General features: G+C 70.3%; 18 protein-coding genes. 7 read left to right on the top strand and 11 right to left on the bottom strand.

The features are described from left to right. Nucleotides 1-20: 20 nt before the first annotated feature. A complete protein-coding gene (locus tag METY_RS04760) occupies nt 21-305 on the bottom strand; it encodes a BufA1 family periplasmic bufferin-type metallophore (RefSeq protein ID WP_103120241.1) in 285 nt (94 codons plus the stop codon). A 176-nt stretch (nt 306-481) separates the two neighbouring features. Here METY_RS04760 and METY_RS04755 point away from each other — a divergent pair, with 176 nt between their 5' ends. From METY_RS04755 to METY_RS04745, 3 genes are all read left to right on the top strand, one after another. Continuing rightward, nucleotides 482-1,030: a sigma-70 family RNA polymerase sigma factor gene (locus tag METY_RS04755; protein ID WP_103120240.1), complete on the top strand. Its 549-nt coding sequence runs from the start codon at nt 482-484 to the stop codon at nt 1,028-1,030. Beyond that, nucleotides 1,027-1,665, top strand: coding sequence for an NrsF family protein (locus tag METY_RS04750; protein WP_103120239.1), 639 nt, complete (start codon nt 1,027-1,029; stop codon nt 1,663-1,665). Before METY_RS04755 ends, METY_RS04750 begins: the two co-directional genes overlap by 4 nt. A 132-nt stretch (nt 1,666-1,797) precedes the next feature. After that, nucleotides 1,798-2,295 carry a hypothetical protein gene (locus METY_RS04745; protein ID WP_103120238.1) on the top strand — a complete coding sequence of 166 codons (498 nt, stop codon included), beginning with the start codon at nt 1,798-1,800 and terminating at the stop codon, nt 2,293-2,295. Nucleotides 2,296-2,309: 14 nt separating this feature from the next. On the opposite strand, the gene lysM is transcribed toward METY_RS04745, so the two are convergent. Then, nucleotides 2,310-2,744, bottom strand: coding sequence for a peptidoglycan-binding protein LysM (gene lysM / locus METY_RS04740; RefSeq protein WP_103120237.1), 435 nt, complete (start codon nt 2,742-2,744; stop codon nt 2,310-2,312). A 256-nt stretch (nt 2,745-3,000) separates the two neighbouring features. Between lysM and METY_RS04735 the strand changes: the two genes are divergently transcribed. Continuing rightward, entirely contained in the window at nt 3,001-4,461 is a 1,461-nt protein-coding gene (locus tag METY_RS04735; RefSeq protein WP_103120236.1) for a sodium:proton antiporter, read from the top strand. Nucleotides 4,462-4,522: 61 nt separating this feature from the next. Here the strand turns inward: METY_RS04735 and METY_RS04730 are convergent, their stop codons facing one another. Continuing rightward, a complete protein-coding gene (locus METY_RS04730) occupies nt 4,523-4,825 on the bottom strand; it encodes a hypothetical protein (RefSeq protein WP_103120235.1) in 303 nt (100 codons plus the stop codon). Nucleotides 4,826-5,089: 264 nt separating this feature from the next. After that, a complete protein-coding gene (locus METY_RS04725) occupies nt 5,090-6,232 on the bottom strand; it encodes a calcium:proton antiporter (RefSeq protein WP_103120234.1) in 1,143 nt (380 codons plus the stop codon). Nucleotides 6,233-6,398: 166 nt separating this feature from the next. Here METY_RS04725 and metW point away from each other — a divergent pair, with 166 nt between their 5' ends. Continuing rightward, the gene (gene metW, locus METY_RS04720) at nt 6,399-7,064 is read left to right on the top strand and encodes a methionine biosynthesis protein MetW (protein ID WP_103120233.1); all 666 of its coding nucleotides are present in this window, start codon (nt 6,399-6,401) and stop codon (nt 7,062-7,064) included. Between the two features lie 60 nt (nt 7,065-7,124). Here metW and METY_RS04715 read toward each other — a convergent pair whose 3' ends face one another. From METY_RS04715 to METY_RS04695, 5 genes are all read right to left on the bottom strand, one after another. Further along, entirely contained in the window at nt 7,125-7,865 is a 741-nt protein-coding gene (locus METY_RS04715) for a class I SAM-dependent methyltransferase (RefSeq protein WP_103120232.1), read from the bottom strand. Between the two features lie 7 nt (nt 7,866-7,872). After that, nucleotides 7,873-10,374 carry a response regulator gene (locus METY_RS04710; protein WP_103120231.1) on the bottom strand — a complete coding sequence of 834 codons (2,502 nt, stop codon included), beginning with the start codon at nt 10,372-10,374 and terminating at the stop codon, nt 7,873-7,875. Between the two features lie 141 nt (nt 10,375-10,515). Beyond that, nucleotides 10,516-12,906, bottom strand: a complete 2,391-nt coding sequence (locus METY_RS04705; RefSeq protein ID WP_103120230.1) for a mechanosensitive ion channel domain-containing protein — start codon at nt 12,904-12,906, stop codon at nt 10,516-10,518. A gap of 112 nt (nt 12,907-13,018) precedes the next feature. Continuing rightward, nucleotides 13,019-13,345 carry a hypothetical protein gene (locus METY_RS04700; RefSeq protein ID WP_103120229.1) on the bottom strand — a complete coding sequence of 109 codons (327 nt, stop codon included), beginning with the start codon at nt 13,343-13,345 and terminating at the stop codon, nt 13,019-13,021. Next, nucleotides 13,345-13,563 carry a DUF2945 domain-containing protein gene (locus METY_RS04695; protein WP_103120228.1) on the bottom strand — a complete coding sequence of 73 codons (219 nt, stop codon included), beginning with the start codon at nt 13,561-13,563 and terminating at the stop codon, nt 13,345-13,347. Before METY_RS04695 ends, METY_RS04700 begins: the two co-directional genes overlap by 1 nt. Nucleotides 13,564-13,713: 150 nt before the next feature. On the opposite strand from METY_RS04695, the gene argE reads away from it, so the two are divergent. Then, nucleotides 13,714-14,871 (top strand): acetylornithine deacetylase, encoded by a 1,158-nt coding sequence (gene argE, locus METY_RS04690; protein WP_103120227.1) that lies wholly within the window; start codon nt 13,714-13,716, stop codon nt 14,869-14,871. A 173-nt stretch (nt 14,872-15,044) separates the two neighbouring features. Here argE and METY_RS04685 read toward each other — a convergent pair whose 3' ends face one another. Continuing rightward, nucleotides 15,045-16,124, bottom strand: coding sequence for a MaoC family dehydratase (locus METY_RS04685; RefSeq protein WP_346433151.1), 1,080 nt, complete (start codon nt 16,122-16,124; stop codon nt 15,045-15,047). Nucleotides 16,125-16,316: 192 nt separating this feature from the next. On the opposite strand from METY_RS04685, the gene METY_RS04680 reads away from it, so the two are divergent. Further along, nucleotides 16,317-17,060, top strand: a complete 744-nt coding sequence (locus METY_RS04680) for a hypothetical protein (RefSeq protein WP_103120225.1) — start codon at nt 16,317-16,319, stop codon at nt 17,058-17,060. On the opposite strand, the gene METY_RS04675 is transcribed toward METY_RS04680, so the two are convergent. Then, entirely contained in the window at nt 17,041-17,247 is a 207-nt protein-coding gene (locus METY_RS04675; protein ID WP_103120224.1) for a DUF1737 domain-containing protein, read from the bottom strand. The two genes, METY_RS04680 and METY_RS04675, sit on opposite strands and share 20 nt — an antisense overlap. Nucleotides 17,248-17,445: the final 198 nt, after the last annotated feature.

Below are 17,445 nucleotides of genomic sequence, written 5' to 3'. Positions count from 1 at the left end.
CCCGCGTCCGGCGGCGGCGGTCACATCTTGATCGGCGAGAGCGAGCCCATGCCCTTGGCGGTCTTCATGGTGACGCAGGTGCCGGCCGGCACGGCCTTCCAGGCGTTGCCCTGAAAATCGACCTTGGAGGTGCCGGCGCAGGTGGTGCCTGCGCCGGCGGCGCAGTCGTTCTGGCCCTTCAAGGCCACGCCGTAGCACTTCTCCTTGCCCGCCATCTTGTCCTCCGCGAGGGCGGGCGAGGCGGCCGCGGCGAGGGCGGCGGCGAACGAACCCGCGAGGGCGACGGCGGCGACACGACGATTCATGACTGTTCTCCTACAGTAGAACCGGGCTCTAAGCGGCCCGCAACCCAGTCTTCGTCGGCGATCCGCCGTTCGTTACATGCCACACAAACTTCCCCCGAAAATTTATTCGCGCTTGACCGCCGCCCGCGCGTAACGCTTCCTGCGCGCCGCACGTAAGCCCAAGTCGAGGATGCTTCGTGAACGAGCGTGAACTGGACTGGGCGACCTGGATGCGGGCGGCTGAGGCGGGCGACACGCGCGCCTACCGGCGGCTGCTCGACGAGCTGTCCGTGTTCCTGCGTCGCGTGGTCCGACGTCGGGGCGGCTTCGGCGTGGACGACGCAGAGGTGGAGGACGTGGTCCAGGAGGCGTTGCTCGCGATCCATCTCAAGCGCGGCACGTGGGATCCGGCCCAGCCGGTCGGCCCCTGGGTCGCGACCATCGCGCGCAACAAGCTGACCGATGCGCTCCGGCGTCGCGGGCGGCGGATCGCCGTGCCGATCGAGGACGTCGAGGAGATGCTGGCCGCGCCCCAGGAGGAGGACGGCCTGTCCGCCCATGAGACCGACAGGTTGCTGTCCGTGCTGAAGGGCCGGCAGCATGACGTGGTGCGGTCGATCTCGCTGGAGGGCGCGGACATCCGCGCCACGGCGACCAAGTTAGGCATGACCGAGGGCGCCGTGAGGGTCGCGCTGCACAGAGGATTGAGCGCGTTGTCCGTCGCCTACAGGAGCTTCCGGGAATGAGGACGAGCGATCTGATCGCGGCCATGGCCGCCGACGCCGGCACGCCGCCCGCGCGGCTCGGCCGAACTTTCGCGCTCGCGCTCGCACTCGCGGTCGTGGGCGCCGCGCTTGTCTTCGCCGTGAAGCTCGGACCGCGCCCCGACGTCGTCGACGCCCTTGGAACCGTGCGGTTCCCGTTCAAGTTCGCGGTGACCGGCGCGTTTGCGGCCGCGGCCGCGCTGCTCGCGCTGCGGCTAGCGCGGCCGGGCGCCTCGCCGCGGGGCGGCGCGCTGGCCTTCCTCGCGGCCGTCGCGCTGCTTGGAGCGGGCGTATTGGCGGAGTTGTCGGCGACGCCCGGGGCGACTTGGGCGCCGCGGCTTGTGGGCCACAACTGGCTGGTCTGCCTGATCAACGTGCCCGTCCTGTCAGCCATCCCGCTGGCTGCGCTGCTGATCGCGCTCCGCCGCGGCGCGCCGGCGTCGCCGCGGCTCGCCGGCGCGGTCGCAGGCGTGCTCGCCGGCGCGATCGGCGCGACGTTCTACGCAGCTCATTGCCCGGACGACTCGCCGCTGTTCGTGGCGGTTTGGTACACGCTTGCGGTCGCGATCGTGGCGACGGCGGGCGCCGTCGCCGGCTCGCGTCTGTTGCGCTGGTGACGGTCGGCGACCCGCGTCAGAGCACCGCGGGCATTTGCGGCGATGGCGCGACTTTTCCGTGAACGATCCTTGGGCGGGCGCGTTCTAGGGCTACTGGCGTCGGGGGCGGCGCCGGGGAGGACGTCCTAAGCCATGAAATTTCGCACCTTGGCGACGGCGGTGGTCGTGGCGAGCGTCGCCGCGCCCACAGCGCAGGCGGGGTTCCTCGACTTCCTGTTCGGGCGCCGAGCGCCGGCTCCGGTCGAGGAGTACCGTGAGCCGCGGGCGGCGCCGCCGCCTGCGCCGCGCGCCGAACGAGCGCCCGTCCGGAAGCCCCAGCTTACCCCGCAGGAGCAGTTGGCGCGCACAATCGATCCGGTCGCGAACCCCGACTGGCATCTCATGGATCCCACCCTGCGGCGCGGCGACGTGCTGTTCCTGGCGGACCGCGTGGTCGTGTTCACGGGCGGGCGCATCGGCGATCCGAGCAGCTACGCGCCGCTCGAGAGCACCCACATCGTCAGCTCGTCCGAACGCCGCGCGCTGCGCCAGATGGCGGGCCGAGCGGCGCAGGACGAGCCCCAGGAGCCGAAGGAGCGGCGCCGCCGGACCATCAAGCCCGCCGGCGCCCGTCTCGCGACCTCGTTCTAAGGCTGTTTGGCCGTTCAGGCCGGGATGCGGAGCACCTGTCCCGGGTAGATCTTGTCGGGGTGCTTCAGCATCGGCTTGTTGGCTTCGAAGATGTCGTTGTAGCGGCTGGCCTTGCCGTACTGCGCCTCGGCGATCTTCGACAGGTTATCGCCCTTCTTCACGGTGTAAAACTTGGCCTCCCCGCCCGGCGCGTCGACCTTCAGCTGCTCTTCGACCTTGGCGACGCCGAGGGTGTTGCCGGCGGCGAGAATGATCTTCTCGCGGACCTCGTTCGACGGCGCGGCGCCGGTGATTTTCACCGTGTCGCCTTCGACCGCGACGTTGAGATCCTTCGCGTCGAGCCCGTGCTTCTCGATCTCGGCCTTGATCTTGTCCGCCGGGGCGGCCTCGGCTTCGCTTGCGCCGAACAGCTTCTCGCCGACGTCCTTGATGAAATCGAACACGCCCATGAAGCGCCTCCTTAACCCGTTGATCGCCCTTCTGAACGGACAAATAGCGCCGGCGTGACGGATCGACAGGCCGGCCTGAGGCGGCGTCCGGCCGGGGCGCGGGCGCCTGGGCGGCGGTGGCGCACACAGGCCCGTGGTAAACACTAGGTCAACCGCGGGTTACGGCGCCCGGTTCGGGTTGGCCTGCGGCGCCTCGAACGGTAGGTCTGAGGCCGCCCGCAGCGCGCGTCTCCGAACCCAAGGCCCGACCGCCCCGATGACAGCCGCCCCTCGACGCTCGCCCGTTCCGCTCGCGGGGCTCCTCGCCCTGATCCTCGCCGCCGGTCTGGCCCTCTGGGCGCTCTCCCCATGGCTCGCGAGCGTCATCCACGGCCATGTGGACGGCAACGCGCTGTCGCTGGTCTGGACGCTGCCGCTGATCGGGCTGCTGCTGTCGATCGCGGTGATGCCGCTCGCGGCGCCGCACGTCTGGCACCACCACTACGGCAAGATCGCGGCCGGCTGGGCGATCGCGCTGCTCGTCCCATTCGCGGCCGTCCACGGCGTCGGGCCGGTGGCGAGCGAGACGGTTCACGCGGCCCTGGGGGAGTACCTGCCGTTCGTCGTGCTGCTGTTCTCGTTGTTCACGATCTCCGGCGGCATCCTGGTGAAGGGCAATCTGCACGGCACGCCGGCGCTCAACACCGCGCTGCTCGCGATCGGCACGCTGCTCGCGAGCGTCATCGGCACGACCGGCGCCTCGATGGTGCTGATCCGCCCGCTGCTGCGGGCCAACGACCAGCGCCGGCGCAACGCCCATGTGGTGATCTTCTTCATCTTCCTGGTCTCGAACATCGGCGGCTCGCTGACGCCGCTCGGCGACCCGCCGCTGTTCCTCGGCTTCCTGCAGGGCGTCGACTTCTTCTGGACGACGACCAACGTCGCCAAGGAGACCGCGGTGCTGGTGGCGATCCTGCTGCCGGCGTTCTATCTGCTCGACCGCTGGTTCTTCTCTCGCGAGCCTCTCATCCCGAGGCCCGACCCGACGCCCGACAGCCGGGTCGGCGTCGCGGGCCTGCAGAACCTGCCGCTGCTGGCCGGGGTCATCGCCGCCATCCTGATGAGCGGGCTATGGGACAGCGGCGTGATCTTCGACGTGTTCGGGACCAAGGTCACGCTGCAGGCGCTGCTGCGCGACATCATCCTCGTCGGCCTCGCGTTGATCTCCCTCGCCATCACCCCGCGCGAGTTGAGGGAGCGCAACGGCTTCGACTGGGAGCCGATCCGCGAGGTCGCCAAGATCTTCGCCGCGATCTTCGCGACGCTGATCCCGGCCCTTTTGATCCTGAAGGCCGGGACGGACGGCGCCGCCGCGCCGCTGGTCGCGCTGGTGTCGCGACCGGACGGCAGCCCCAGCGACGCCACCTATTTCTGGCTCACGGGCATCCTGTCGAGCGTCCTGGACAACGCCCCGACCTACCTCGTGTTCTTCAATCTCGCCGGCGGCGACGCGCAGGAGCTGATGGGGCCGCTCGCCTCGACGCTCGCGGCGATCTCCGGCGGCGCGGTGTTCATGGGCGCCCTGACCTACATCGGCAACGCCCCGAACTTCATGGTGCTCGCCATCGCGAAGAACCGCGGCGTCGCGATGCCGAGCTTCTTCGGCTACATGGCCTGGTCCTGGGGCGTGCTCGGTCCCTGCTTCGTGGTTCTGACGCTGCTGTTCTTCGACTGGTGAGGACGAGCGTCAGGCCGGCGCCCGAAGCCGTCAGGTCTCGGGCGCCGGTCGGAACGGAGGTTTACTTGGCGTCCTTGCACCACGAGGACGAGGCCTCGCGGCACCGCGCGGCGTAGCTCTGCGACAGCTTCTCGGCCGCGGCCCACTCGTCTTCGTCGATCGAGTTCGTGCTGTTGGCGTCCATCGCCTCGAACGTCGGCACCTGCTCGACCTTGAGGTTCGCGGAGTTCTTCCGCCACTCGACGCTGTCGATCTGACCGTTGCCGTTGGTGTCGATCGACTTGAAGCTCGGCCACTCGGCTGCGACGGCCGGAGCCGCCGAAAGCAGAAGGACGGCGGCGAAAGCGACCACTTTCTTGGTCATGTGCGTAATCTCCCTAGTGTCGTTAGTGACCCCCGCCTCAGTGGACGCGGGCCCTGCCGCCTGTTTTCGGCCGCTTTCTAACGGGCGGGCGCCAGCCAAGCTTTATCAATGGCACTTCTTCCCGATTTCAGCCGGGACTTAGTCGTAGGCGCGCCGATACGTCGCCTATACGCAAAGCGACGGCGGCGGCGTAACGTCTTCGTTTGCCTGAACATGGCTTCCGGCCCCGGTCTTCGACCCCGCCGACGACGACCTCAGCGCCCCCTACGGCTGCACGACCAGGAAGCAGAAGGTCGCGAACAGCACGAGGTGGATCAGGCCGTAGAGAATGTTCGTCCGGCCCGTGCCGAAGGTGAGCAGCGCGACCGCGAAGGTGACGAGCAGCAGCACCGTGTCCTTCGAGTCGAGCCCGAGCTCCAGCGGCGCGCCATAGAGCAGCGACAGCGCCGCGATCGCGGGGATGGTCAGGCCGATGGTGGCGCAGGCGGAGCCCAGCGCGAGGTTCACGCTCTTCTGCAGCTTGTCGGCGCGGGCGGCGCGCACCGCGGCGCTGAACTCCGGCAGCAGGATCAGGAAGGCGACGATGACGCCGGCGACCGCCGCCGGCGCGCCCGCCGCCCGCAGTCCGACGTCGACCGTGGCGGTGAAGGTCTTGGACAGCAGGATCACCACGAGCAGCGACGCGATGAGGAAGCCGAAAGAGATCAGAGTGGCGCGGTTGCTCGGCTTGTGCGCCTTGTCCGCCACCTCGTCGTCCTTGATGACGACGGCGAAATACTCGCGGTTGCGCACGGTCTGGGTGTAGAGGAACGCGAGATAGATCGCGAAGGTCGCGGCGCCCGCGAAGGCGAGCTGGCTCGCGGAATAGGCGCCGCCGGGGGCCGCAACCGTGTGGTTCGGCAGCACGAGCGACAGCGCGCAGAGCGGGATCAGCACCGCGAGATAGGCGTTCGCGCCGGTGACGCGGAAGCTCTGCTCCTTGTGCCGCAGGCCGCCCAACAGGATGCAGACGCCGACCAGCCCGTTGCCCACGATCATCACGACCGCGAGGATGGTGTCGCGGGTCAGCGTGGGATTGGGGTCGTCGCCGAGCAGCGCGGAGGCGAGCAGCGCCACCTCCATCACCGTGACCGACATGGCAAGCACGAGCGTGCCGAAGGGTTCGCCGGTCCGGTGGGCGATCAGCTCCGCATGGTAGACCGCCGCGAAGACGGCGCCGAACAGCACCGGGATGAGCGCGATGGCCACCACGAGGCTGAGGGTTGAGCCGTCGTAGCCGCCGTCGAGGCCAAAAACCTTGAGCGCCGCGACGAAGGCGAGCCCGACGAGCGGCGGCGCCCACGCGGAGACGGGCGTCTTCGGCTCGACATGGGACTGACGTTCGGCGGCGGCGGCGACAGGTGTCATGACGTGAGGCGGTCTCCGGCTGGCGCGTCCACCGGGGATGGCGGACGCATCGGCGCGCTTTGCGGCGTGAGCAGGATGGATTATCCGATCGGGGGTGTAGGACATCGCCGCCGGGTGTCCACCCATTCCGCCGCTTCAGGCCCTCCCCGCGTCGAACAAGAGCGTGATGACCGCCCCCCAGACCGAACCGCTGACCGATCCCCTCGTCGCCCCGGAGACGCTCGCCGCCGCCCCGCGGCCCGACCATCTGCTGGTGACGGAGATGGTCCAGCCGGGCTCGCGCGTGCTCGACGTCGGCTGCGGCGACGGCGCGCTGCTGAACCTTCTGATCGCCCGGCGCGGCGTGGACGGGCGCGGGATCGAGCTTTCGCAGTCGGGCGTGAACGCCTGCGTGGCCCACGGCCTATCCGTGATCCAAGGCGACGCCGACGCCGACCTCGCTGCCTATCCCGACGACGCTTTCGACTACGTTATCCTGTCGCAGACGCTGCAGGCGACGCGGCGCCCGAAGGCCGTGATCGAGGACCTCCTGCGCATCGGCCGTCGGGCGGTGGTCTCGTTCCCGAACTTCGGCCACTGGCGCACCCGCATGCAGTTCCTGACGGAAGGCCGCATGCCGGTGAACGCCAATCTGCCCGAGGCCTGGTACGAGACGCCGAACATCCACCTCTGCACCATCCGCGATTTCGTGGACCTGGTGGAGATGCTTGGCGCCCACATGGAGCGCGCGGTCGCGCTCGACGCCACGGGACGCCCCGTGCGCGTCAACGCGCCGTGGTGGTTCTGGAACCTGTTCGGCGCCCAAGGGGTGTTCCTGCTCAGCCGGGAGTGAGGGCGAGGCGCCGCCTGGTTCCTCACCTTCTTCGGGAGGGAGAGATGTGCGGCTGCGTCCCTACGGCGCAGGAGCCGGGACGCCCACCGGGGCCGGCGACAGCGCCGGCGCCATTTTCACCCGGCGCGTCGAGCGGGCGGGAAGCGGTCGCATCACCTGCTTGGTCGCCTCCACCAGATGCACGCCCGCGAACGGCGCCCACAGCCGCGCGCCGAAGCGCTCAAAGGCGAAGGCGGAGCGCAGCATCAAGCCGCGCTCAACCGGCGGCATGAACAGCGCCTCGTCCCAGCCTTCGGGCGTGAACAGCGCCTCGCGCAGCAGGTCGGTCAGCTGACTGCGGCTGAAAGGACGGCCGTGGCCGAAGGGGGTCGCGTCGCTCTGCGCCCAGGCGCCGCGCCGGTTGGGCGCCACCACGATCAGCCGGCCGCCGGGGGCGAGGCAGCGCCAGGCCTCCCGCAGCACGTCGGCCGCGCTGTCGCTGGTTTCGAGCACGTGGATTGCGATCACCCGATCGACGGCCGCGTCCGGCAGCGGCCACATGTCGGCCTCCACAAGAGTCGCGGCGTGGGGCGGCTCCGGCGGCCAGGCGATGACGCCCTGCTGGGCGGGGTAAAGCGCCAGCAGCCGCTCCGCCTCCCCGCGGAACACGCCGAGATAGGGGCTCGCGAAGCCGACTCCGAGCACGCGCAGGCCGGCGGTTGCTGGCCAGCGCGCGCGGAGCTTGCCGCGCAGGATGCGCCGAGCGATTTCGCCGAGCGGCCGGGCGTAGAAGTCTCGGAGATCGACGACGTCGAGCGGCATCCCGGGGTCAGGCCACGCAGGCGTCGAGGGCGGCGCGCAGCGTCAGGCCGTCGAAGGGCTTGGTGACGACCTGCGTCGGTCCGTCGTCGAAGGCCGCGCCGACGTCAAAGTCCGCCCGGCCGGTGGCGAAGACGATCGGAAGGTTCGGACGCTCGTCGCGGCACCACCGGGCCAACGCGTCGCCGTCCATGTCCGGCAGGCCGAGGTCCGCCAGCACGACGTCGACCGGCTTGCCTTCGCGAATGATCGCCTGGGCGCCGGCGGCGGTCCGCGCCTCGATCACCTGATGGCCGAAGCTCGCGAGAAGGTCGGCGACGCCCATGGCGATCAGCGCGTCGTCCTCCACCAGCAGCACCGTGAGGGGCCCCTCCCGGGCAGGGCGCGGCTCCGGCGGGGGCGCAGGCGCGTCCAGGAGACGGCGCAGGCGCGCCGCCAGCTCATCCTGGCGGTAGGGCTTCTGGATGAGGTGGACGTCGGCGTCGATGCGGCCGTGGTGGACGACGACATCCTCCGCGTAGCCCGACATGAACAGCACCTTCAGCTCCGGCCGCGCCGCCTGCGCCTCGCGCGCGAGTTCGAGCGGTGTGGGCTGGCCGGGCATGACCACGTCGGACAGCAGCAGCTGAAACCGTTCTCCGGCGTCGAACAACGCCGCGGCCTCGCGGGTGGTCCCCGTCGCGGTGACGGCGTAGCCCAGAGCGGCCAGCAGGTCGGCGACCGCGCGGCGCACAGCGTCGTCGTCCTCGACGATCAGAATGCTCTCGCCCCGGCCGCGCATGTCGTCGAGCCGCGGCGTCTCCTCCGGCGCGGCCGGCGCGGCGTGGGTGCGCGGCAGGCTGAGGCGCACCGTCGTGCCCGCGCCAGGCAGGCTCTCGATCTCAATGCGGCCGTTCGACTGCTCGATGAAGCCCTGCACCTGCGGCAGGCCGAGGCCGGTGCCCTTGCCTTCGGGCTTGGTGGAGAAGAAGGGCTCGAACACCCGCGACAGCGTGCGCGCGTCCATCCCCACGCCGCTGTCGGCGACGCGGATCTCCAGCCGGTCGCCGTCGGCCGGGTCGACCAGGTTGCGCACAGCGATGTCGAGCGTTCCTCCGTCGGGCATGGCGTCGCGCGCGTTGATCGCGAGGTTGAGCACCGCGTTCTCGAGCTGGGCGGGATCGACCAGCGCCGTCCAATGCGGCGAGGCGACGTCGAGGCGAACGATAATGGTCTCGCCGAGCGTGCGCTGAAGCAGGTCCAGCATGGACGCGACGAGTTCGGCGACCGCCACCGGCTTCGGCGCGAGCGGCTGGCGGCGGGAGAAGGCGAGCAGCTGGCGCGTGAGCTTCGCGCCGCGCGCGGCCCCCGCCATCGCGTCCTTCAGCCGACGTTCGATCTGCGGCGTGCGAAGGGCGGCCGCGGGCCCGGCGAGGTCCAGCGCGAGCAGGTCGAGATTGCCCTTCACCACCTGCAGCAAGTTGTTGAAGTCGTGGGCGATGCCGCCCGTCAGCTGGCCGACCGCCTCCATCTTCTGCGCCTGCCGGAGCTGCTGCTCGGCGCTGCGGCGTTCGGTCAGGTCGCGCGCCGAGCCGACGATGCGCGTCGAGCGCGCTGGGCCGATCGTGACGGGCGCCAGCGTGACCTCGTAGACCCGCTCGCCGTCGCCGCGCTCGACGGTCTCCTCGTAGCGGACGGGCCTGTTGGTGCGCAGGCACTCGGCGATCTTCGCCGCCAGCCGGTCGGCGGTGGCGTCGCCCAGCATCAGCCGCAGCGACAGCCCGCGCACATCGTCCCGCCGGATCGCGAAGGCGCGCTCGATCACCCGGTTGACGGTCTCCACCACCACCCGGCCGTCGGCGGCCGCCTCGACGACGAAGACGCCGTCGGTGGTGTTGTCGATGTAGGCGGCGTAGAGCGCGTCGACCTCGGCGCGCTCGCTCTCGATCGAGCGTCGCCCGGCGATCTCGACCTCGAGCCGGCGCTCGACGTCGACGAGGTCGGCGGCGCGGTCGGCGGCGATGCGCTCGAGCTCGCGCCGACGGCCGGCGAGATCCTCGCGGGCGCGGACGACGTCGTCGATGTCGGTCGAAGCGCCGAACCAGCGCTCAATAGCGCCATCGGCGCCGCGCACCGCGCGCGCACGTGCGAGGAACCAGCGCCAGGCGCCGTCGCCTGCGCGGCGCAGGCGGTACTCGGCGGAATAAGGCTCGCCGGTGGCGAGGCTCCGGCGCCACGCCTCCTCAGCCAGCTCAACATCGTCGGGATGGACGTAGTCGGTCCATACGTTGCGTCCGTCGCGGTGGACGGGCATGCCGGTGTAGTCGTGCCAGCACGAGTTGTAGTAGTCGGGGACGCCCGCGGCGTCCGTCGACCACACCATGTGCGGCATGGCCTCCGCGAGGGCGGCGAAGCGCGCTTCGCTCTCCGCGAGCCTGCGGCGCAGCTCCGCCTCAACGCCGCCGCCCCCCGCGGACTCGGCGTCTCGCGCCACCGGAACATGCGGCAGGAGGAGAGGACTTACGACGGTCATCGAACGGCATCCGCGCTGTGCGACGCTGGCTGGAGGGCCCGCCGATCTCCCCGAACGAACCTATCCGGTCAAAACGCTAGCACGAAAGCCGGGCGGCGTGTCGACACCCCCATGACGGTTCGGTGAACGGATGACCATGGGTCAGGCGGAGGGCGCGTCGGCTCCGTCTTCGGGCGGCCCGTCCAGGGCGCGGGGGGCGTCCGGCCGCCGTTCCGCCACGCGGCGCGCGGGCGTCCGCCGCTGCGCGATTTCGCCCGCGAGCCGGAGCGGCGGGGCCTCTCCGTTCTTGTCTTCGCCCATGTAGAGCGTGACGTGGGGGAAAGGCATCTCGATGCCGCGCGCGTCGAAGATCTCCTTCAAGATCTCGTTGTAGGCGCGGCCCGCGGCCCACTGCTTGCCGGGCTGGGTCTTGATGCGGGCGCGCACGGTGATCGCGCTGTCGCCGAACACGGTGAGCCCGTGCATCTCGAACGGCCCGATGATCGCCGGCCCGTGTTCGGTCTCCTTCAGCCTGTCGAAGGCCTCCTGCATCGCCTCTTTCACCTCGGGGATGCTTTCGCGGTAGGCCACGCCGATCTGGGCCATGTGGTAGCTGAAGATCTTGGTGGCGTTCGAGACGCTGTCGACGGAGGAGAACGGGATCAGGTGGTAGACGCCGTCGATGGAGCGGACGCCGACCGAGCGGATCGTCAGGTGCTCGACCGTGCCTGTGATTCCCGCGATCTTGACGTTGTCGCCGGTGTTCATCGCGTTCTCGAACTGGATGAACGCGCCGGTGATGATGTCCTGCACCAGCTTCTGCGCGCCGAAGCCGACGGCGAGGCCGAGCACCCCGGCGCCGGCCAGCAGCGGCGCGATGTTCACGCCGACCTCCGACAGCGCCAGCATCGCGACCAGCACCACCAGCACGATGGTGAAGGCGTTGCGGAACAGCGCGAGCAGCGTCTTCTCGCGCGCAGTCGGGACCGCGCCGTAGTTCGGGTTCAGCCGGTACTCGACCCACGACGACATCGCGAGATAGGCCGCAAGGCCGATCAGCAGGATCAGCCCGGCCGAGAAGATGGAGGTCGCAATCCGCGCGCCGGCCTGGCTCGAGATCCAGCCAGCGAAGTCGAGCAACGCCCAGCTCTGCGCGATCGCGAGCAGCACCGCCAGCAGCACCACGACGCGCGCGACCTTGAGGATCGCCGGCACGAAGGCGTTGAGCCGCGTCTCGAGCAGCGGCAGCCGGTTCCGGACGTCCTCCGGCAGGCGCATGCCGCCGGAGATGACTCGCGAGATGAAGGCTGAGACGAGCGCGCCGATCGCGACCGCGGCGAGCGTCTGCAGCGTCGCGGCGGCCATGAAGGGCAGCGCCTCCTGCGGATTCACCAGCCAGACGACGAACAACGCCAGCAACCAACCAATGGCCGCGAGGTGCCAGAAGCGCGCGAGGAAGCCGTAAAGCGCCGAAAGCGCGTCGCTCGATGTCGCCTCGGCGCCGCCCGCCAGCGCGAGCCGCACCCTCTCCCGGTTCTGCAGCACGATCGCGAGCGACATCATCAGCGCGGTGAAGGCGACGACGACGCGCACCGCCTGCGCCGCGCCCGGCGAGACCGCTGCGGTCAGGATCGGAGCCACGAACAGGAAGGTGTAACCCAACAGGCTGACGAGCCGGCTGCCCCAGAAGTACCAGTAGGCGGCGGCCTCGTCCGAGAGGGGCAAGGCGCGCAGCGACCGGTAGTTCGGCGACAGGGCGGCGCGCATCGCCACCTTGGCGAGTTCGATGAACAGGAAGGCGTTGAGGTAGAGCGCCTCCTGGATGTGCATGACGCCGGTGACGCCGAACTGTATGGCGAATACGTAGCCGCCGGCCCAGGCGACCGCGACCATCAGCGCGTCTACCGCCACGCTCGCCAGAACAAGGGGAATATGGACCGCGAGCCGCCCGGTGGCGGCCTTGCGTCCGATCCAGCGGTAGAACGGGATGCCGGCGGCGCGGAGCGCGAGAAACGCGCCGAAGGTGACGCCGATGGTCGCGGCGACGGCGATCAGGCGCCCCCAGTTGGCCTCGATTCCGGCGCCGCCGGCGGTGATGATCGACGAGAGGTCCCCGACCAGGCGCGCGCTCGCGCCGACGAGGTTCGCGCCCTGCTCCGCCACGCTGCGGGTGTACTCCGCGACGCGCCGCGCGAAGGTCGGCTCCGGCGTGCCTTCGGCGGATTTCGCGGCGTCCACGGCCGCGGCCTCGGTCGGCGGCGCGCTCGGCGTGTCGCCGCCGGAGGCCTTGGTCTCAGCGGTCGGGCCCGTCGGCTGCTGCGGCGGCGCGGCTGCCGCTTTCAGCCGGCCGATCAGCTCACCCCGCGCCTTGTCGTCCTCGAGCACGCGGATGAGCGCGTCGAGATCGGGCGCGGTCGGCCGGGGTTCATCGGCCGTTTGGGAAGCCGAGTGCGGGACCTCGGCCTGCGTCTGGGCGTTAGCGGACGACGACGCGATCGCCGCGAAGGCGATGAGGAGGAGGGGAACGACGGCGGCGAGGCGGCGCAGGTTCATAGAGAGGCTGAACGCTCTAAGACCGCTGGCGCGGCCGGGCGACTTGAACTAGGCCGCGACGTCCCGCCGCACAGATCGCCGATGGTCGGCGATCTCGGGCCGGCTCCGGCCCTCACCCGCCCTGGGAGTTCAGCTTCTTGCCCAAAGCTTCGGCCCATGACCGGCCAGCGTCGCCGCCCCAGAGCAGCCAGGCCACGTAGCCAGCCGAGGGATTGTCGTCGTCGCCGAAGTTCGCGGCGCGCTTGTCGACCTTGTGGCGGGCGAAGTAGCTGATCATGCGCTTGACGGTCTCCTCGCTCAGCGGCTTCCGCGCCGAGAGGTCGCGCGCGCGGGCGACGCCGACCTGGGTGCCGCCGCGCTTGTGCGCCTTGCGGAGTTCGAGGCCCTTGGCCGCGGCGTCCGCCACGGCCTTGGTCGGCGTCAGATCGACGTCCGCCATCACGCCTTCTCCAGCTCCGAATGCGACTTCAGCGCCTTGCCCCCATCCTCCTGCTCCACGAGGTAGGCCGGATTGTCGGCGGTGGCGCGGCGGACGATCTTCGAGCCCTTGATCGTCCGCTGGACCCGCTTCTGAAAAACGTCCGCCACCTTGCCGGTGGCCTTCCCCTGCCCCCAACTCCACGACACCTTCGCGCCCACCGCGTAAGCCTTCGTCATGCGTCGCCTCTCGTCCTGTGATGATGTCGCCGGCGGAGAAACGCCGGCGCCGCACGGCCGTTCCGGCGAGTCCTCCGGCGACAGGCCTTCTGATCGTCGTGCAAAGGCCGTAAGGTCCGACCGCCTCTCCCTGACCCCCGACGGAGACCCATGGCCTCGGACGCAACCCGCGATCTGCTCGCCCGGCTTGTCGCTTTCGACACCACGAGCCGCAATTCGAACCTCGCGCTGATCGAGCACGTGGAGGCCTATCTCGACGGCCTCGGGATCGCTCATGAACGCGTGACGGACCCGAACGGCGGCAAAGCCAACCTGTTCGCGACCATCGGCCCCGCCGAGCGTCCGGGGATCGTGCTGTCGGGTCACACGGACGTGGTGCCGGTGGACGGTCAGGCCTGGGCCTCCGACCCCTTCGTCCTCTCCCGCCGCGACGGCAAGCTCTACGCCCGCGGCGCCTGCGACATGAAGGGGTTCCTCGCGGTCTGCCTCGCGCTCGCGCCGGAGATGACGCAGGTCGATCTGAAGACCCCGATCCATTTCGCCTTCTCCTACGACGAGGAGGTCGGCTGCCTCGGCGTGCGCGGCCTGCTGGAGATGCTGGCCGCGCGTCCCGTGAGGCCGCTCGGCTGCATCGTCGGCGAACCCACCGACATGCAGGTCGTCATCGGCCACAAGGCCAAGCGCTCGCTGATCGCGACGGCGAGGGGTACGGGCGGCCACTCCTCCCGCGCTCCGGAGTTCGTCAACGCGGTCGAGCACCTCGCCGAGTTGGTGACGGCCACGACCGCGATCGGAAAGCGCCTCGCCGCCTCAGGCGCCCGGGACGAGCTCTACGACGTGCCGCACACCACCGCCCATGTCGGCGTCTTCCACGGCGGCACGGCGCTCAACATCGTGCCGGACGAGGCGACGACGGAGTTCGAGTTCCGCGTGCTGCCGACCGAAGACGCCGACGCGCTGGTCGCCGAGATCCGCGGCGTCGCCGAGACCATCGAAGCTGAGATGAAGGCGCGCGATCCCCGCGCCTCGCTCGACCTGCGCATCAAGTCGGAGTTCCCGGGCCTCGCGACCGCGCCCGAGGCCGAGATCGTCACCCTGGCGAAGCGACTCGCCGGCCGCAACGACCACGCCAAGGTCGCCTACGGCACGGAGGCGGGGCTGTTCGTGGAGATGGCGGGCGTCCCGACCGTCATCTGCGGCCCCGGCTCGATCGGCGAGGCGCACAAGGCCGACGAGTTTGTGACCGAGGCCCAGCTCGGCGCCTGCGAGGACTTCGTCCGCAAGCTGATCGCGCACTGCGCGGGGTGACCGCCGGCTGGCGGCCCTGGTCGTATGCGGAACCGGCGGTGACAGAGCCTCGCCGTCGTCCTCCGGCTCGACCGGAGGACCCATCGTCGACGTCGATCTCGACGTCGAAGTGGATGGTCCGGTCAAGCCGGACCATGACGGCGCGGGTGGACTGATCCTCGGCTCCAAGCCCCTCAGCGGGGCAGCAGCACCCACAGGTCGAGGTCGAGCACAACCGCCGGGTGGTCCTTGCCGTCCTCGGTCTTGAGCGGGAAGGCCCCCGGCGCGTCGTTCTTGAGGCCGACGAGGCGGACGCGCAGGGCGCCGACGTCGTCGCGGCCGGGCAGCGCCTGCTTGTCGAGGATTTCCGACCAAGCGTAGAGCGTGTCGCCCGCGAAGATCGGCGCCACATGGCGACCGCCGTTGATCGCCGCGACATGAAAGGCGTTCTCCAGCCCGTTGTACATGAGCCCGCGCGCGAGGCTGATGACGTGGCCGCCATAGACCAGCCGCCGGCCGATCTTGCTCGACTTCTGCGCATGGTTGTCGAAGTGAACCCGCGCGGTGTTCTGCCAGAGACGGGTGGCGAGCTGATGCTCGGCCTCCTCGACCGTCATGCCGTCGACGTGGTCGATCCTCTCGCCGACCGCATAGTCGTCGAAGCGCCGCGGACTGCCGGACAGAGCGTCGTCCCAGGCCGAAAGATCGATGCGCGGGCAGGCGCCGCCGATCTCGGCGGGGTCCACCACCGCGGGAAGCTCCGGCACGACCGTGTCCTGGAGCGGCCGCCCGCCCTGGACTCGCACCAGCACCCAGCGCACGTACTCGAGCACCAGCGCGCCGTCGGCGCGCGATCCGCGCGTCCGCACCCACACCACGCCGGCGTCTCCCTTCGAGGTCGGCCGGACGCCGATGACCTCTGAGGTCGAGGACAGGGTGTCGCCCGGGTAGACCGGCGTCAGGAAGCGGCCGGCGGCGTAGCCGAGGTTCGCGAAGGCGTTGAGAGAGACGTCCGGCACGGTCTTGCCGAACACCACGTGGAAGGTGACGAGGTCGTCCACCGGCGAGCGGGGATAGCCCAGCCCCTGGGCGAAGGCGTCGGACGACTGGACGACGTAGCGGTTGCCGTAGAGCGCCTGGTTGAGCGCGAGGTCGCCGAGCGTAACGGTGCGGGGCGTGGCGTGGCGGATGACGTCGCCGACGATGAAGTCTTCGAAGAACCGTCCCGCTCCGGCCATGCCGCGCCGCTCCGTCATTGTTTTACCGCAGCGCACATCTGCCACGTTGCGCCGCGGCGGGCGACATCGACGTTCGTCTTCTGCGTGCGTTTCCGGAGAGTGAATGGGATCGCGCGATTCCGACCGTGCCGCTTCACCCGGCCTTCAAGCCCGGCGTGCCAACTTGCGGTCATGCCAGCAGGCGTCGTCGACGACGCCCTTGGCCGAGGGATTTTGCAGGAGGGGCGGATGTCGCTGACCGATGCTCGGGAACAGATTGCGGTCGTCGCGACGTATGACGTCGCCGCCAGGGCGCGCCGCGCGCTGACCTTCGAGCGGGCCGGCCGCTTCGGGGACGCCTGGCGCGAATGGGAGGCGCTGCGGGCGACCGAAGGCCGCCGCGCCGACTGGAACGCTCCGCTCGCGGCGAGCTACCTGCGCTTCGCCTTCGACTGGACGGCGGACGGTTCGCCGGAGCCCCTGCACGAGGCCGAGGAGGCGCTGGTGCGCGGCGTCGCGATCCTCAGCATCGACCTCGCCGACCAGCCCGACGACGTGGCCCGCCTGCTGCTCATCGCCCGGGCCTGCGAACAGCGCTGCCTGCTCCGGGCCTACGGCGAAGGCTGGACCCGAGCGGCGCGGGCGGCGCTCGAGGCTGGCGAAGCGCCTGAGGTGACGGGCGATCCGCGCCAGATCGCGGCCGCGGGGGCTGCGGCCACGGCCGCGCTCGACCTGGTGGCGATCCACGCGCCGTCGCTTGCGACGCTCGCGACCGAACTCGCGCAGAGCTGCCTCCGCCTCGCCGCGACGCTGGAGGCGAGCGGGGCGGGAGACGAGGCCGCCGGCCTGATGCTGCGCGCGGAGACCGTGCTGAGGGGGCCGTCGGCGCCTCAACGCCGCCCGGCGCTGATCGCGATCGAGGGGGGAGCCCCCGAGGAGCGCACGCCGCCGCGGCGACCCGCGCTCACCGTCGTCACCAGTCGGACAGCTTGATCTCGTCCGACCACTCGACGTCCGGAACCTCCTTCACAATCGCCTGGCCGCAGATCACGGTTCCCTTGACCGGATCGTAGGTCAGCGACGGATCGCCCTGCAGCGCCCACCCCTTGTTGAGCGCAGCGGAGACACGCCGGCAGAAGGCCGCGTCGTCGGGACCGGTGAGGAAGCGATAGAGTTTCATCGAAACCTGATTGGAAGGTGACGCGCGTCAGCCGCGCTTGCCGTAACGGCGGTCGAACTCGGCCGATTCATAGCTCGTACGGACAAGCGCAACGGGGCCGAGGCCAGAGCGCCGGACGGGACGCCCCACAGGCGCCAAAGCGGAAGGTCGGCCATTCAGTCCTCGCTCTTAATCGACCGAGCACGACTTGCCTCACCA

This window comes from Methylopila sp. Yamaguchi, assembly GCF_002897035.1.
Lineage (GTDB): Bacteria > Pseudomonadota > Alphaproteobacteria > Rhizobiales > Methylopilaceae > Methylopila.
This window is presented reverse-complemented; position numbering and strand designations above follow the sequence as displayed.

Excerpts from the sequence above, each read along its gene's own strand:
- METY_RS04760 (WP_103120241.1), bottom strand. The coding sequence starts at position 305 with ATGAATCGTCGTGTCGCCGCCGTCGCCCTCGCGGGTTCGTTCGCCGCC.
- METY_RS04750 (WP_103120239.1), top strand. The coding sequence starts at position 1,027 with ATGAGGACGAGCGATCTGATCGCGGCCATGGCCGCCGACGCCGGCACG.
- METY_RS04745 (WP_103120238.1), top strand. The coding sequence starts at position 1,798 with ATGAAATTTCGCACCTTGGCGACGGCGGTGGTCGTGGCGAGCGTCGCC.
- lysM (WP_103120237.1), bottom strand. The coding sequence starts at position 2,744 with ATGGGCGTGTTCGATTTCATCAAGGACGTCGGCGAGAAGCTGTTCGGC.
- METY_RS04735 (WP_103120236.1), top strand. The coding sequence starts at position 3,001 with ATGACAGCCGCCCCTCGACGCTCGCCCGTTCCGCTCGCGGGGCTCCTC.
- METY_RS04730 (WP_103120235.1), bottom strand. The coding sequence starts at position 4,825 with ATGACCAAGAAAGTGGTCGCTTTCGCCGCCGTCCTTCTGCTTTCGGCG.
- METY_RS04725 (WP_103120234.1), bottom strand. The coding sequence starts at position 6,232 with ATGACACCTGTCGCCGCCGCCGCCGAACGTCAGTCCCATGTCGAGCCG.
- metW (WP_103120233.1), top strand. The coding sequence starts at position 6,399 with ATGACCGCCCCCCAGACCGAACCGCTGACCGATCCCCTCGTCGCCCCG.
- METY_RS04715 (WP_103120232.1), bottom strand. The coding sequence starts at position 7,865 with ATGCCGCTCGACGTCGTCGATCTCCGAGACTTCTACGCCCGGCCGCTC.
- METY_RS04710 (WP_103120231.1), bottom strand. The coding sequence starts at position 10,374 with ATGACCGTCGTAAGTCCTCTCCTCCTGCCGCATGTTCCGGTGGCGCGA.
- METY_RS04705 (WP_103120230.1), bottom strand. The coding sequence starts at position 12,906 with ATGAACCTGCGCCGCCTCGCCGCCGTCGTTCCCCTCCTCCTCATCGCC.
- METY_RS04700 (WP_103120229.1), bottom strand. The coding sequence starts at position 13,345 with ATGGCGGACGTCGATCTGACGCCGACCAAGGCCGTGGCGGACGCCGCG.
- METY_RS04695 (WP_103120228.1), bottom strand. The coding sequence starts at position 13,563 with ATGACGAAGGCTTACGCGGTGGGCGCGAAGGTGTCGTGGAGTTGGGGG.
- argE (WP_103120227.1), top strand. The coding sequence starts at position 13,714 with ATGGCCTCGGACGCAACCCGCGATCTGCTCGCCCGGCTTGTCGCTTTC.
- METY_RS04680 (WP_103120225.1), top strand. The coding sequence starts at position 16,317 with ATGTCGCTGACCGATGCTCGGGAACAGATTGCGGTCGTCGCGACGTAT.
- METY_RS04675 (WP_103120224.1), bottom strand. The coding sequence starts at position 17,247 with ATGAAACTCTATCGCTTCCTCACCGGTCCCGACGACGCGGCCTTCTGC.